Genomic DNA, 14,318 nt, shown 5'->3' on the forward strand with positions numbered 1-14,318 from the left:
ATCGGCTCCTTCTTTGACTAGGAACGTACATGAACGACATCGATCCGAAGGCCTTGTTTCGCCTATCCGTGCTCGGCCCGCTGGTCAGCCGAGAGAAGCTCGGCCGCGGTGAGCTGCAGCAGATGCTGCGGCAACTCGCCCAGCAGGAGTACGCCATTCCCGGCAGCCGACGGCGCCACATCGGCGAGAAGACGCTACAGGCCTGGTATTACGCCTGGCGACGCGAGGGCCTGGCAGGCCTGGCCGATAAGCCCCGCGCCGATACTGGCCGCTCCAAGCTCCCCGAGCCGGTGCAAACCGCAGTGCTGGCCGCCAAGCGCGAGAACCCGCGCCGCTCGATTCGCCAGATCCGCCTGCTGCTCGAGGCCGCCGGCGTCGTGCCGCGCGACTCGCTCTCGCGCTGCGCGGTGCACCGTCTGCTCCAGGCGCACGACCTGTCGCGCATTGCCGGCCCAACCGTCGTGCCTGACGAGAAGCGCAGCTTTGTCGCCGAACACGCCGGCTCCATCTGGTACGGCGACGTCATGCACGGCCCCACGCTGTCGCTCGGCGGCCGGCGTATGAAGACCTATCTCGTCTCGCTGATGGACGACGCCTCGCGGCTCATCGCCCATAGCGCGTTCTGCCTGTCGGAGACCGCGCTGGACATCGAGGGCGTGCTCAAGCAGGCGCTCTTGAGACGCGGCGTCCCCAAGATGATCGTCGTCGACAACGGCGCGGCCTATCGCGCCTCGACGCTGCAAGCCATCTGCGCACGCCTGTCGATCCGACTGGTTTATTGCAGGCCATACGCGCCAGAAGGCAAGGGTAAGTTGGAACGCTGGCACCGGACCCTACGCGACCAGTTCCTCGGCGAGCTCGACATCACCCATCTGCACGACCTGGCCGACCTAAACGCCCGTCTGTGGGCCTGGGTCGAGGAGGTCTATCACCGCAGCAAACACAGCGCGCTCGGCGACCAGACGCCGCTGGCCCGCTATCAGCAGGACCTGCCCAGGATCCGCCTGCTGGGCGCGCTGGCCGCGCAACTCGATGAGCTGTTCCTCCATCGGGTCGCGCGCCATGTGCGCCGCGATGGCACCGTGTCGTACCAGGGCAAGCGCTATGAGGTCCCGTACGAACTCACCGGCAAGACGGTGATGCTCGTCGTCGATCCCCACACCGCGACGGTCAAGCGCGTCGAGAACGAATCCGGACAGCCGCTGGGCGCCGCCACCGAACTCGACGCCGTCGCGAACCGCACGCGGCAACGCCGCAGACCCCAGCCGGAACCGTCTACCGGCGAGTCCGCCGCGCCGGGGCCCAACCTGATCGAGATGGTCCACCAGCGTCACTATCAGCAGGGAGAATGACATGTACCGACAACACTTCGGCCTGCGTCGCGCGCCGCTGGACAAGGATTCGACCGAACTGTGGGACGATGGCGCGCTCGCCCAGTTGGCCGAGCGCTTCCAGTGGCTGCTGAGCAGCCCCGGCATCGGCCTGCTCACTGGCGAGCCAGGCGTGGGCAAGACCGCCGCGCTACGCCACATCGCCAGCACACTCAACCCGCATCGCTATCTGGTCATCTATCTGGCCGAAACCGAGTTCGGCCGCGTCGATCTGTACCGGGCGCTGGCCCGCGCGCTGGGCCTCGAACCCAGCTATCGGCGTGCCGACCTGTGGCGCGACCTGAAGCTGCGCATCACCGAGCTCGCCGACAGCAAACAATTGCTGCCCGTATGGATCATCGACGAAGCCCAGAACCTGCCGCCCGAGTTCTTCCGTGACTTCCCATCGTTCCTGAACTTCGCCTTCGATGCCCGTGACCTGCTCACCGTCTGGCTCGCCGGTCATCCGAGTCTGGCCAGTACGCTCGAGCGCGCGCCGTACGCCGCCTTGTATGGACGCATTCAAGCGCGCGTGCAATTCAAACCGGTGATCGAGCGCGAACGCTTCGCGCAACTCATCGCGCACGCGCTCAAGAGCGCCGGCTGCACCCACACGCTGCTGGCCGACTCCGGGCTCGAACTGCTGCGGCAGGCCTCGCGTGGCCTCCCCCGGCAGGCCGGGCGCATCCTGCGCACCGCCATGCAACTGGCTGTTCCCAAAGGTCTCAATCACCTGCCTGACGAACTGCTGCAACAGGCCATCGAGGAATTGCGATGACCACCAACCCGCACAAAGAGGCTTCCAGTATGCGATCAAAGAAGAAAAAGAAGACCAGCACCGTCCGTCTTGCTATGCCTCACCTACCAGTGCCGCCGGAACTCTCGGACGAAGCCGCGGCCCAGATCCAGCACTTCCTCTCCGAGTGGTTCTTGTGGTTCAGCGCCACGTACCGCGATCAGATCCGGCGCTACTATGAACCATGGCACTACGTACCGCCGCGACACCGTATCGACGATCCGTTCTAATCGACAGCCCCGGCCCAAACCGCCGGGGCTGTTTGCACTCCGGCACCTACATCGCGCGACGGCTTCCTGACGCCGCCGCGTTCCATCTCACGCTGCACAAGATTGCCCGTCTCCTGCCGCAGCGCGCGACGACCTCCGCCGTCTCACCTCGAATAGCTCGCGAAACCGAACCTCATACAGCCCGAGACGTAACAGGTAGCATCGTTCAACGTGCGATCGGAGCTGGTCATTGAGCACGGCAGTCCGGATTCGTAGCAGTGCGTGCGCGTGCCGCGGCCGCCAAGCCATCTGCTGGCGTTTGACGAACCGCTTGCTGGTCACCTGGTGACGGCCTACTAGGAAGCGTTAGACAGCATGAGCCATGGGATCCACTTGACACCCGAGGTCGGCGAGGCGTTTGAGCAGGCGACGGATGGTTTTGTTGACGTCGTGACGGTCGAAGTAATCGGGGCCAAGGTCGGCATACTCAGCGCCATCCCGGAGCATGTGGTAGGCGGCCGTGAGCATGGAAGCAGCCACCGCGAGGATGGCCTTCTTGGCGCCGCGGCGCGCCTTGAGGCGCAGGAACTGGGCGTGCAGATAGCTGGTCTTGACCCGCACAGCCGCCCAGGCAGCCGTCACCAGGGCGGTCTTGAGCCAGGTGCCGCTCTTGCGCACTCGGGTGCTGCGCCGCTTGCCAGCACTCTCGTCATTGCGCGGGCACAGGCCTGCCCAGGACACCAGATGGCCGGCATCGGCAAAGCGCGTCATGTCGACGCCGATCTCCGCCAACAGGACCTGAGCGGTCAGGTCGCTAACCCCGGGGATCGTGGTCAGCAGGCGGGCGCGCTGTTGGATCGGCGCCAGCGCTTTTCCCACGACGACGTCGAGCTCGGCCAGCGTGTGCTCCAGTGCGCCAATGATATCCAGGTGCAGTTTCAGCATCGTGCGGTGGTGCTCGGTAATGCGTCCGTTCAGGGCCTCGCGCAATTCGGCGTGCTTTTTTCGGGCGTTGCCTTGGGCGAGCGCGGCAAGTCGCTCGGGGTCGGCCTCGCCATCGACGATGGCTTTGAGCATGGCACGGCCGCTGCACCCGAGCACATCCGAAAGCACACTGCCGAGCTTGAGGTTGGCGTCTTCAAGGACTTTCTGGATGCGCAGACTGTGCTGGGCAATCTCGCGCACAAGTTGCTTGCGGGTGCGCGTGAGATCGCGCAACTCCTGGGTGGCGGCCGGTGGCACGAAGCTCGATCGGATCAAGCCATGGGCGAGCAGATCGGCAATCCACATCGCGTCGTTGACGTCGGTCTTGCGGCCAGGCACGTTGCGGATATGTTGGGCGTTGGCCAGCACCAACTCGAAGTTGCCCTCGAGAATGTGCCACACCGGCTTCCAATACACCCCGGTGGCTTCCATGGCCACATGGGTGCAGCCGTGCAGCGCCAGCCAGTCGGCCAGCGCCAGCAGCCCGCTGGTGGTGCTGTCAAAGCTACGCACTTCCTGGTGCACGGGCGCCGAGACGCAGCGCACGCAGGCCACAATGGTGTCCTTGTGCACGTCCAGCCCGGCACAGCGGGGATAGAGTACTTGCATGGAACCTCCTGCCAGAGTCAACGGCATCGGCAGCAGCCCTCGTTGTCGAAATCTACTAGGCGTGTTTCGGGGTGTCACCACCCTTGGTCGCAATTCGGGGTGCTCGCAGGGCTGCGGGTCCAACTACTAAACGGGCTCGGGGCACCAAGGACGGGCCGACCTCGTTGCCGACACCACGTGCCATCTTATCCCCATCCAATTGCAAGGCACTGACCGCAAGCGCGCTTCATCCTTCGGGGACGGGCGCGCCCGATGAACAACTACTAAATGAAAAAGCCCTCGCGACTCATCGGTTGTTCGCCGGGTCCGATCGATCGAGTTGCAGCTTCGATTTCGATGGATTGCCGCCCATTGGCAGCCGTCGCCAGTGCCCTGTCGTGGATTGGTCGTAGTGATCGCCTGGATCACAGGCATAAGCAAAGCCCTGGAATGCCACCTCGCCAAGTTGGTCAACGAGATCGAAGTGGTACAGCTCCTCACTGGGAGGGTCGGTCACCACAACCCGAAAACTCTGCGACCGGATTTGGCGGTGATTCCGGTCATCAAGCCGGTCGGACGGGTCGATCGAGGCGTAGACCCGCATAAAGGCCCAGTTACCATTTACAAACAGATGTTCTTGAGTATTCCCTACAAAGCGAGCGAAGTGACCCTCGATCGTGCATTTCTGGGGCCCTGCCGCAAGCGCAGCAGGCATGGCACTCAGGCCGGCAATGGTGATTAGTGTTCGTATGTTCATTGTTCGCCACTCATCGTCGGGAAGATTCCTGGGTAACACCCCCGCCATCTAACCGTCCCTGTATTGGCCCCCTCAAATTTGCACCAGCGCCCCTTGGCGAAAGCAAGCAAGCATGGCTGTCTCCGGACGGAATGGCAAACAACTTGCCGTCGATGTCATGGACGTGCAACGGCTCATGGGTAACGGCGTCCGTCACCAGCGCGGCCGGTCACGCGGAGGGCGGCCTGGAGTCGTTATTTCCCCGACACGATCCGGTAGTTATGGCCTTCTGATCGGCGCACCATCGCGTCAGTGGGGATCTCGCACAGCTCGATGGTGCCGAATCCGGGGAGTGACATTTCGTCGGGCACGGGAGAAGGCCTATGTCGCTTTGGACCGGTCCGAACCCAATGTTTGCTGCTGGACATCAATGCATTCCGCGTTCTTACCAGCCTGGCTAGGGCAGCCCGTCCTGCTTGTGGCGGCGGGGTAGCAGAAGCTTCTGTCCCCTTTGCCCCGCCCGCGAGTCCTGCCGGCGGAAACGTGCCCGCAGACCACACACCGGACGCTGGTCTCCGGCACCCCGGGCCCGGTGCTGCGTCAGCGGCCGCGATCTTTGGCATTGTCGATGGACTCGCGGGTCGCCGCGCCCAGCGCATACTGCGATTCTTCGAATACAGTCGACCATCGACTCGGTGCACGTGCAGTATTCTCCCGGTGCCTGCATCCTTGACTAGTGCGCGCCTGTTTTTCAGTTGGGTGGCGGCCATTAGATGTGCGTTGCCGGAAACGATTCTGTAACTGCCGTCGGGCTATTTGGCCGCCACCGCTTCCGATGACGGCGAGGGCGGCGGCGCCTCGTACCTCCCGAGACATGGCGACGATGGCTAGCCGCGAAGGGACAAGCACGACCGGATGGCCAGCACGTCCAGAACGTCTCCAACGATTCAGATCCTAGTCTGGCGGGCGGTTTGCTTAGATTTCTCGCGGAGCCGGATATGCCGTGCCTAGGATCACTTGGCCCGCGGAGCCAGGCTCAGCGGCGTAGGCTGTGTCAGCACTTCCGGACGAAGGATCCTGTCGAGTTCCTCTCTGGAAAGCAGGCCCTTCTGCAACACGATCTCGTACACGCTGCCGCCTGAGTCGTGCGCTTCCTGCGCGACGGCCGTTGCGTTGGCGTAACCGATGTAGGGGTTCAGCGCAGTCACGATGCCAATGGAGTTTTCCACCGTGGTGCGCAAGCGCTCCTCGTTGGCGGTGATGCCGTTGACACACCGTTCGGCCAAAGTCAGGCAACCGTTCCGCAGGTGGCTGACGCTTTTGAACAGGCTGTGCGCGATGATCGGCTCGAATGCATTCAGTTGCAGTTGTCCGGCTTCGGCGGCGAAGCTGACGGTGATGTCATTGCCGATGACCTCGAACGCGATCTGGTTGACCACCTCCGGGATCACGGGATTCACCTTGCCGGGCATGATGCTCGACCCCGCCTGCATGGGCGGCAGGTTAATCTCCCCCAGGCCGGCGCGCGGGCCGCTGGAAAGCAGGCGGAGGTCGTTGCATGTCTTGGAAAGCTTGACTGCCACTCGCTTAAGTACGCCAGACAATTGCACAAAGGCGCCGCAGTCCTGCGTGGCCTCGATCAGGTTCGGCGCGGTGATCAGCGGTATGCCGGTGATTTCCTTAAGGCGCTTCAGGATCAGCGGTGCGTAGTCTGGTGGCGCGGTAATGCCGGTACCAATCGCGGTGGCGCCCATATTGATCTCGCAAATCAGCAGGGCCGCTTCGCGCAGCCGCTGCTCGTCCTCGCCGAGCATCACGGCATAGGTGCTGAACTCCTGGCCCAGCGTCATCGGCACAGCGTCCTGCAACTGGGTGCGCCCCATCTTCAGGACATGCTTGAACTCCTCCGCCTTGCGCTCAAACGCCCCTCGCAGCACCGCCATGGCGTCCACCAAGCCCAGGATGCCGAACCAGGTCGCGACCTTGAGGGCGCTCGGGTAGACGTCGTTGGTGCTCTGGCTGATATTGACCTGCTCGTTCGGATGCAGGTACTGGTATTCGCCCTTCTGGTGGCCCAGCAGTTCCAGAGCGCGGTTGGCGATAACCTCGTTCGCGTTCATGTTCGTCGAAGTGCCGGCGCCGCCCTGTATCACGTCGACGACGAATTGCTCGTGGAGCTTGCCACCGAGCAACTCCGCGCACGCCTTGACGATGGCATCGCAGCGGGGTTTATCGAGCAGGCCCAGTTCATGATTGGCCAGCGCGGCAGCTTGCTTGATATAAGCCAGCGCCTTGATGAGCTCCGGATAGATCGAGATCGGGGTGCCCGTGATCGGGAAGTTCTCTACCGCACGCAGCGTGTGTACACCGTAATAGACATCGGCCGGGACCTCGCGATCGCCCAGGAGGTCATGTTCGGTTCTAAAGGTTCGATTCGTCATCGGTGTGCTCCTCGCCAGTTATCATGAATGAGAGGAATAGAAGTGGCGCTCGCCCCCTTCTATTCACCGCGTGATCACTTCGTAATCATTGACCTATCGCGACAAATCTTCCGCGCGCTCAATTTCGATCGACATGATGCAGGTGAATAGATTTGAGGAGGCGAAGGATCCAGCGACGCGCCGTCGTTCGGGAACATGGGACGTCAAGGTTGTTCCGGGGATGGCTGCTGTGGAGATCCGCGCCGGCAGGAGGACAAGGTGGCCTTCCTGCTTAAATTTTAATCAAATCCTAAGATCGCGTGGTGGACAAATCTCGCCCTCGGACACCCCTCTCAGGCCGCCCCGGGTCTTGAACTTGGTGCGCGTCGCGGGCGCCCGGCGCCTGGCCGTCATCAGGTGCCGGGTCGCGGTGGTCTCGGCTTGCGCGCGCTCGGCCCGCCGCAGCGCCGCGTCCAGTTCGGCCCGCAGCCCTTCTTGTGTCGCCTGCCCTCGTCCGAGCACCTGCTCTGCCTCCGCCAGTTGCCGGTTGAGCGTGTCGCGCTCGGCCTGCAGCCGCGTCCGCTCCTCGGCGCCGACCACGGCGGCGTCTTGCGCCCGCGCCTGCACGGCCGCCAGTTCGGCGCGCAGATCCGCGACTGCCTGCTCGCCCTTCTGGCGCAGCGTGCGCTCCTGGTCGATCTCGCGCGGCGCTCGGTGGCGCTGGCCCGCTCCTGCGCGACGGCCACCTGCTCGCGGGTGCGCTCCAGGTCCGTCGAGAATTGGGTACGCAACTCCTGCAACTGCCGCTCGAGCGCCTCGACCTAGCGTGTTCCCGCCTCGTGACGCGCGTGATGCCATGAATGTGTCCGGCAAAGCGCCTGACCTCATGCTCATAACGGTGCAACATACTGCGGCGACGCATCTCCCGCCGCATCGATTTTGCAACCTTGTTGCTGACCGCGGGCACGAAACCCACCGACCGGCCCGATTCCTGACACTTCGCGGCCTGAACGTGTGGCACAGAAAGTCGAACTGAGGTTACTCCGCTTCGTCGGACAGCAAGGCGCGGCCCCGCAGCGTAGGCGTTGCGCCCGCTCAGTCCAGTTTGGCCCCGGTCGATTTCAGCAATTTGTTCCAGCGTTGCGCCTCGGCTGCGATCTTCTTGCCGAAATCCTCCGGGCCAAGTTCGGCCGGGAGTGCGCCGGCGGATTCGAGGTTCTTCAGCATAGCGGCATTTTTCAGCATCTCCCTCACCTTCGCATGCAGGCTTTTTTGCACGTCCACCGGTGTGCCGCGCGGCGCCGTGAGGCCAAACCAGTTGCTCACCTTGAACTCCGGCACCCCTGATTCGGCCGAGGAAGGCACCGATGGCATCATCGGAATCCGCTTGTCGCTTGCCACGGCAATGGCGCGCAGCTTGCCCGACTCGATGAAGCCGGCCACGGTCGGCGCGGCGGTAATCAGGATGTCGATCTGGCCTCCAAGCAGGTCATTCAAAGCCGGCCCGGAGCCTTTGTATGGGACATGGCTGATTTCGATTCTTGCTACGGACTTGAGCAGTTCCCCGGCGACATGGGGACCGCTGCCTGGCCCGCCTGAACCGAACGTCACCTTGCCGGGCTTTTGCCTCGCGTACTCGATCAGCTCCTTCAGGTTATGCGCGGGTACTTTCGGATTCACCACGAGCACATAGGGCGCCTCGGCGAATTGCGCGATCGGCATGAAGTCGCGCAACGGATCGAACGACAGCTTCGGGAACAGGGCGGGAACGATCGTGGTCGTCATTTCGGTGGCCATCAGCGTATAGCCGTTCGGCTCCGCCTTGGCCACATAGGCCATGGCGATCGTGCCGCTTGCGCCCGGCTTGTTCTCGACGAGAAACGGCTGCTGGTACGCCTCACCCATATAGCGCGCGACGGCCCGGGTGACGTAGTCGGTGGAGCCGCCCGGCGCATACGGCACGGCGATTGTCACCGCCTTGTTCGGATAGGCTTCGGCAGCCTGGGCGCCGACAGCGTGGACAGCGCAGACCGCGCTGAACAGCAGGCCGAGAATGGATAGGGTCTTCATTGCTTGTCTCCTGGGGCTTCGCGAACTGACGCCGCTTTGATGAGTGGGAAGCCGCTACGGCGACGGCTTCCGTGCCCGTGCTGGTTTTCTGGGCACTGCTGCCCTGCCGGATCGAGGCGGGCGCGAGGGCGACCGCATGTCAGGGCAGGTAGGTGAAAAGAGGGCGGCGCTTGCAACCGCCCAACGCTTCGGTGCGCTTATTGATCAACGACGAAGCCGTCGAGATGTGGGCGCATCGAGATCGGCTTGGACAGCGGCGGCCGGATCTTCTGCGCATCCGGCACCAGGTTCATGCCGAGTCCCGGGCCGGTGGGGATGTCGACGAAGCCGTTGAGCGGCAGCGGAACCCGGTCCACGATGTTGGTGCCAAGGTGTTCCGGCCGCGATTCGAAGATGCCGGCCTCGAAGCCCGTGGCGTATTCCTGGATCGCAAAGTTGGGAATGGCGGCGTCCAACTGGAGGCAGGCGGCGAGCCCGATCGGCGAGAGCGGGTTGTGCGGCACCACCTGCACATGATGGGCCTCCGCCATGGCGGCCACCTTGCGCGCGCCGGTGATGCCGCCGCAGACGCAGGGATCCACCCGCGCGTATTCGACGCTATTGCGGCTGAGCAGGGCCTGAAACTCATAGATAGAGGTAAAGCGCTCGCCGGTCGCGATGGGAATATGGATCTTCTCGGCGACGCGCGTCATACCATCCGGGCCTTCGGGCCGGATCGGATCTTCGATAAACATCGGATGCGTGTCTTCGATGCCGCGCGCAAACACCACTGCCTCCGCCGGGGTCAGGCGGCGATGCAGTTCGATCAGCAGGTCCACGCGGTCGCCGACAACCTCCCGCATGCGGTGCACGTTGTCGATGGCATCGCGCATCTTCTTGATATGCGTCTTGAAGTAGATCTGGTCGTTGCCTTCATCGAGGAAGGGGTTGAGGTGGCCGAACGCGGTGAAGCCCGCTTCCATCTTGGCTTTGCATTCCACTAGGATCTTTTCGATGCTGCTCTCGTAGATATGCCCGTAGATGCGTGCCTTGGTGCGCACCGGCCCGCCCAGCAACTGGTAGATGGGCACATTCAGCGCCTTGCCCTTGATGTCCCACAGGGCGATGTCGATCGCGGAGATGGCCGAGTTGATGGCGATGCCCTGGAAGTACCCGAACCGGTGCATCACGTTCCAGTGGTGCTCGATCTCGAACGGGTCCCTCCCTTCCAGGTATTCCGCAAAGCGCCGGATGGCCGCGGCTGAGGCCTCAAGCTGGCCCCAGGCGCCGGATTCGCCGACGCCGACAATGCCTTCGTCCGTACTGACACGGGCAAACATGAACTGCCCGACATGCAGGGCCTCGACTTTGGTGATCCTCATTCTGATCCTTTCAATTGCTGAATTGCCGATCCGACGCTTTGGAGAGGGCGGATCTGTAGTGCCAACGGCCTGACAGCCTCGCCGCGGTAGTTTCTGAGATTGGAAACGTTTCCGGAAACGTTTCCAAAGAATAGATGGCATACTTCGGTGCGTCAAGAGCAGAGTTGAATAATCGCCCCAATGAGCAACAAGCCAACTTCTTCCGCAACCAGGCGCGCCGGCATTAAGGAGGTTGCCGAACGCGCTGGTGTCGGCATCGCTTCCGTGTCGCGGGTGCTTTCCGGCCAGCCGGGATCCAGCCCACAGTTGACTGAGAGGGTGATGCAGGCGGCGCGCGAACTCGGCTACATGCCGAACCTCATGGCGCAAAACCTGCGCCGGCGGACCACCAAGTCAATTGGATTCGTCGGGTCAGACATCACCAATCCCCTATTGGCGTCGATCGTCGGGGGCGCGGAAAGCGTGCTGAGCGCGGCGGGCTATTCCATCCTCCTGACCAATTCGGGCGGGGCGCCAGACGTGGATGCGCAGCGCATAGAAGTGCTGCTGCAGCGGCAGGTCGACGGCTTGATCGTCCTGCCCGCACTGGAAGACAATGCCGCAACACTTGCGGCACTTGCGAGCGCCACCGCTCCGGTGGTAGTCATCGACCGCGCCATGGCCGGCGATCTCGATGTGCACTATGTGCTCTCCGATCATTACCTCGGCATGGGAGAAGCCACGCGGTACTTGCTGCGGCAAGGGCACCGGCGCATCGGGTTGGCGGTCGGCCAGAATGTGCGCCCGTCCCGTGAACGGATCCGCGCAGTGGAAGACACCTTTCGAGCGGAGGGGTTGTTGCCTGATGTGATGGTCGACTCCGGCAGCCTGTCGCCCGAGCATGGGGAGAATGCGATGGAAGGCTTTCTGGCGGACGCCAATCCGCCCACTGCGGTGATTCTCGGTGGCAACCAGTTGCTGGAAGGGGCCTTGCGTGCCGTGCGCAAGCGCGGCTTGCGCTTGGGCGATCAGTTGTCGCTGGTGTGCTGCGACGACGTCGCCTTGTCGCGGATGTACGATCCGCCGATCGCGACCGTGCTGCGTGATACCGCGCTGCTGGGCCAACGTGCCGCCGAGGTGTTGATCGATCAAATCAAAGACCCGCACCAGACTACCCCGGTCTTGCTGCCTACCAGCTTCGAGCCGCGCGAAAGCTGTGGCCCCGTTGCGACGCTGAAGACAAGACCATCGCGTCGCCCGGGCTAGCCGACGGCGTCAGGCAACTGGGGGCGCTGGCGGCCCGGTAAAGCGGCCAGCGGCCTGTAAGTGGGCCACGGTCAGGCGTTGCTGGGCTATCTGGATTTACCACTGACACGGTAAACCCATCTCCTTATACAGAAGTAGGACCGCCTCCGCAGCGGGGTATGGAGCCTGAGGCCGCGGAAATTTCGAGGTAAGGGGTTGTTAACTTCGCCAGACTCGCGTTTACTCTTACATTTTCAGGCAGCAATGGGCAACGAGTCGGGGGCATGGGTGGACGAGGAATTTGAGAGTCTGGATCTTGGTGATCCGCGGCGGGATCGGCGCGCCAAGGAATTGCTCAAGCGGTTTGCGGCCATGCCTACGGCGAGCATCCCTGGCGCATGCGATGACTGGTCGCAAACCATTGGGGCGTATCGGTTTCTCGGCAATGAGCAGATCGACTGGCGGGACGTGATGCAGCCCCATTGGGAGCGCACTGCAGCGAGGGCCGCGCAGTTTCCGGTGGTGCTGTGCATCGCTGATTCGACCGAGCTGAACTTCAATGGCCAGGAAATGGAGGGACTGGGGCCGCTGAGCTACGAAGCCCAGCGGGGTATGTTTTTGCATCCGACCTACGCGGTGACGCCTGACCGTGAACCGCTTGGGGTGATCGATGCCTGGATGTGGGCTCGCGAGCCAAAGGACGCCGACGGAAACCGCGGCGGGATCAAGGAAAGCGTACGCTGGATTGAAGGGTATGAACGGGTTGCGGAGCAAGCCGTGCTATTGCCCCAGACACGGCTGGTGTATGTGACGGACCGCGAGGGTGATATCGCTGAGTTGATGGCGCGCGCCCAGGAACTTGGCCGGCCGGCCGACTGGCTGATCCGCAGCCAACACAACCGCAACCTTGCCGAGGGCGGCAAGTTGTGGGATAGCGTCGGAGCCAGCCCGGTACTTGGGGAAATCACCTTTATCTTGCCAGGGCGTGCAGGCCAGAAGGCGCGCGAGGTCAAACAGGAGCTACGCGCAAAACGTGTGAAGCTGCCGGGTCTGGTCGGCGCGGAGCTCACCTGTGTAGAGGCAAGGGAGATCGGAGCGCCCGCAGGCGTCAAGCCAGTGGTTTGGCGGCTGTTGACGAACCGTGAAGCACAGGATGCCGATGCGGTCATCGAGCTGGTTGAATGGTATCGGGCCAGGTGGGAGATTGAGATGTTCTTCCATGTCCTGAAGACTGGCTGCAAGGTCGAAGCGCTACAGCTATCGCACATGGATCGTGTGGAGCGGGCCTTGGCGTTGTATATGGTGGTGGCGTGGCGCATTGCCCGCTTGATGCGGTTGGGCAGAACCTGCCCGGATCTGGATGCGTCCGTGTTCTTCGACGCCGACGAAATTCGGGGAGCATACGTGCTTGCCAAGAAAGCTCGCCCGAAGACACCGGTCACGCTCAATCAGATGATTCGGCTGGTTGCTTCCCTGGGTGGGTTCCTTGGGCGCAAGAGCGATGGCGAGCCCGGCGCTAAGACGATTTGGATCGGCATGCAGCGAACCATGGACGCCGCGCTCACTATTCAAGCACTGCGGGAAGAATCATGACTTCTGTATAAGGAAATGCGGTAAACCCCCTACCACTTTCAGCACTCGGTGGGACAGAAGCGGTACAGGCGAGCGCCAAGATGCCCTGCCTGTACCTGTTCACGAAGCCCTGCACGATCGAGGAATCAGGCCGCCATGACGCGGCGCTCGTCTTCACTGAGATCGGGACCGTCGAGTGTTACGCGTGAATGGTCCGTGCGGAACTTGTTGATAATGGGCTTCAGTTCGTCCTTGACGTGCTCTTCGCTGGAGCCGTTAAAGAGGTGGCCGAGCAAGCCGCGGCGCAAGTCCGTGGTGTCCATGAACCAGTCGGCGATCGGGAACGTCAGATTCATGTTGTACTTCATCATGATGCCCATGTTGTGATGCGCAGTGTGGTGGCGGCGGATGGTGTTGATGAAGGGCATGTTTCGCACGAACCAGTTGCCATGCACGTGGCAACAGTAGTGGAACGTTTCGTAGATGAGGTATTGAGCGACCATTGTTAGAAAGACAATGTAGCCCGCGTTGGTGTTGATCACGAGCGCAGTCAGGTAGCCAAGGCCGCCGCCGCCTACGCCGAGGGTGATCAGCACACGCCAGGGAAAGAACACGATACGAAACTCACGCGTGGTGTCGATCGTGGCGTCTTGGTCGGTGAAGTACTGATGATGTTGCCGGGTATGGCGGTCGTAGATCGCGCGGAGCGCGAACACATCGATTTTCCGATGCATTACATAGCGGTGCATATACCATTCGACGAAGTTGCCTGCCAGGAAAACCGGCAAGACCAACGCCCACTCCCACCTAGCACCTTGAAGATGCGTGAGCGCGTAGTACAGCGCCGCGATACCGACGCCATAGATCACGGTGATGTGCAGCAGCCCGTTATATAGCGGGCTGATGTCGGCCTTGTACTGTTCTCGGAATTTTCGTTGGCGTTCGGTCATCATGGTTGGTCTCCTTCGTCCTTAGGGGCAATCGTTGC

Annotated in this window: 12 protein-coding genes; 6 read left to right on the plus strand and 6 right to left on the minus strand. The window is 62.5% G+C overall.

Annotation, left to right across the window (positions count from 1 at the left end):
- Positions 1-29 precede the first annotated feature (29 nt).
- From ACZY0R_RS42565 to ACZY0R_RS42575, 3 genes are read left to right on the plus strand one after another with little or no spacing between them, the layout of a single operon-like run.
- On the plus strand, positions 30-1,352 hold the full coding sequence (locus ACZY0R_RS42565; RefSeq protein WP_488858370.1) for a DDE-type integrase/transposase/recombinase: 1,323 nt from the start codon (positions 30-32) through the stop codon (positions 1,350-1,352).
- Position 1,353: 1 nt separating this feature from the next.
- Complete coding sequence (locus ACZY0R_RS42570) at positions 1,354-2,148, plus strand: ExeA family protein (protein WP_488858371.1); 795 nt, start codon at positions 1,354-1,356, stop codon at positions 2,146-2,148.
- Positions 2,145-2,396, plus strand: a complete 252-nt coding sequence (locus ACZY0R_RS42575; protein WP_488858372.1) for a hypothetical protein — start codon at positions 2,145-2,147, stop codon at positions 2,394-2,396. The genes ACZY0R_RS42570 and ACZY0R_RS42575 overlap by 4 nt, the downstream gene beginning before the upstream one ends.
- A gap of 345 nt (positions 2,397-2,741) precedes the next feature.
- On the opposite strand, the gene ACZY0R_RS42580 is transcribed toward ACZY0R_RS42575, so the two are convergent.
- The 3 genes from ACZY0R_RS42580 to aspA form a co-directional block, all read right to left on the minus strand.
- Entirely contained in the window at positions 2,742-3,968 is a 1,227-nt protein-coding gene (locus ACZY0R_RS42580; protein ID WP_488867735.1) for an IS110 family RNA-guided transposase, read from the minus strand.
- A gap of 286 nt (positions 3,969-4,254) precedes the next feature.
- A complete protein-coding gene (locus tag ACZY0R_RS42585; protein WP_488867737.1) occupies positions 4,255-4,704 on the minus strand; it encodes a hypothetical protein in 450 nt (149 codons plus the stop codon).
- A gap of 992 nt (positions 4,705-5,696) precedes the next feature.
- The gene (aspA, locus tag ACZY0R_RS42590) at positions 5,697-7,124 is read right to left on the minus strand and encodes an aspartate ammonia-lyase (RefSeq protein ID WP_488867739.1); all 1,428 of its coding nucleotides are present in this window, start codon (positions 7,122-7,124) and stop codon (positions 5,697-5,699) included.
- A 420-nt stretch (positions 7,125-7,544) separates the two neighbouring features.
- Here aspA and ACZY0R_RS42595 point away from each other — a divergent pair, with 420 nt between their 5' ends.
- A complete protein-coding gene (locus ACZY0R_RS42595; RefSeq protein ID WP_488867740.1) occupies positions 7,545-7,928 on the plus strand; it encodes a hypothetical protein in 384 nt (127 codons plus the stop codon).
- A gap of 270 nt (positions 7,929-8,198) precedes the next feature.
- Here the strand turns inward: ACZY0R_RS42595 and ACZY0R_RS42600 are convergent, their stop codons facing one another.
- Both ACZY0R_RS42600 and ACZY0R_RS42605 read right to left on the minus strand, forming a co-directional pair.
- Positions 8,199-9,173 (minus strand): Bug family tripartite tricarboxylate transporter substrate binding protein, encoded by a 975-nt coding sequence (locus ACZY0R_RS42600; RefSeq protein ID WP_488867741.1) that lies wholly within the window; start codon positions 9,171-9,173, stop codon positions 8,199-8,201.
- Positions 9,174-9,370: 197 nt separating this feature from the next.
- Positions 9,371-10,534 (minus strand): mandelate racemase/muconate lactonizing enzyme family protein, encoded by a 1,164-nt coding sequence (locus ACZY0R_RS42605; RefSeq protein WP_488867743.1) that lies wholly within the window; start codon positions 10,532-10,534, stop codon positions 9,371-9,373.
- Positions 10,535-10,714: 180 nt separating this feature from the next.
- On the opposite strand from ACZY0R_RS42605, the gene ACZY0R_RS42610 reads away from it, so the two are divergent.
- On the plus strand, positions 10,715-11,779 hold the full coding sequence (locus ACZY0R_RS42610) for a LacI family DNA-binding transcriptional regulator (RefSeq protein ID WP_488867745.1): 1,065 nt from the start codon (positions 10,715-10,717) through the stop codon (positions 11,777-11,779).
- Positions 11,780-12,022: 243 nt separating this feature from the next.
- Complete coding sequence (locus ACZY0R_RS42615; protein ID WP_267602784.1) at positions 12,023-13,351, plus strand: IS4 family transposase; 1,329 nt, start codon at positions 12,023-12,025, stop codon at positions 13,349-13,351.
- A 125-nt stretch (positions 13,352-13,476) separates the two neighbouring features.
- On the opposite strand, the gene ACZY0R_RS42620 is transcribed toward ACZY0R_RS42615, so the two are convergent.
- Entirely contained in the window at positions 13,477-14,283 is an 807-nt protein-coding gene (locus tag ACZY0R_RS42620) for a fatty acid hydroxylase family protein (protein ID WP_488867748.1), read from the minus strand.
- Between the last annotated feature and the right edge of the window lie 35 nt (positions 14,284-14,318).

This window comes from Cupriavidus sp. F041, assembly GCF_057814235.1.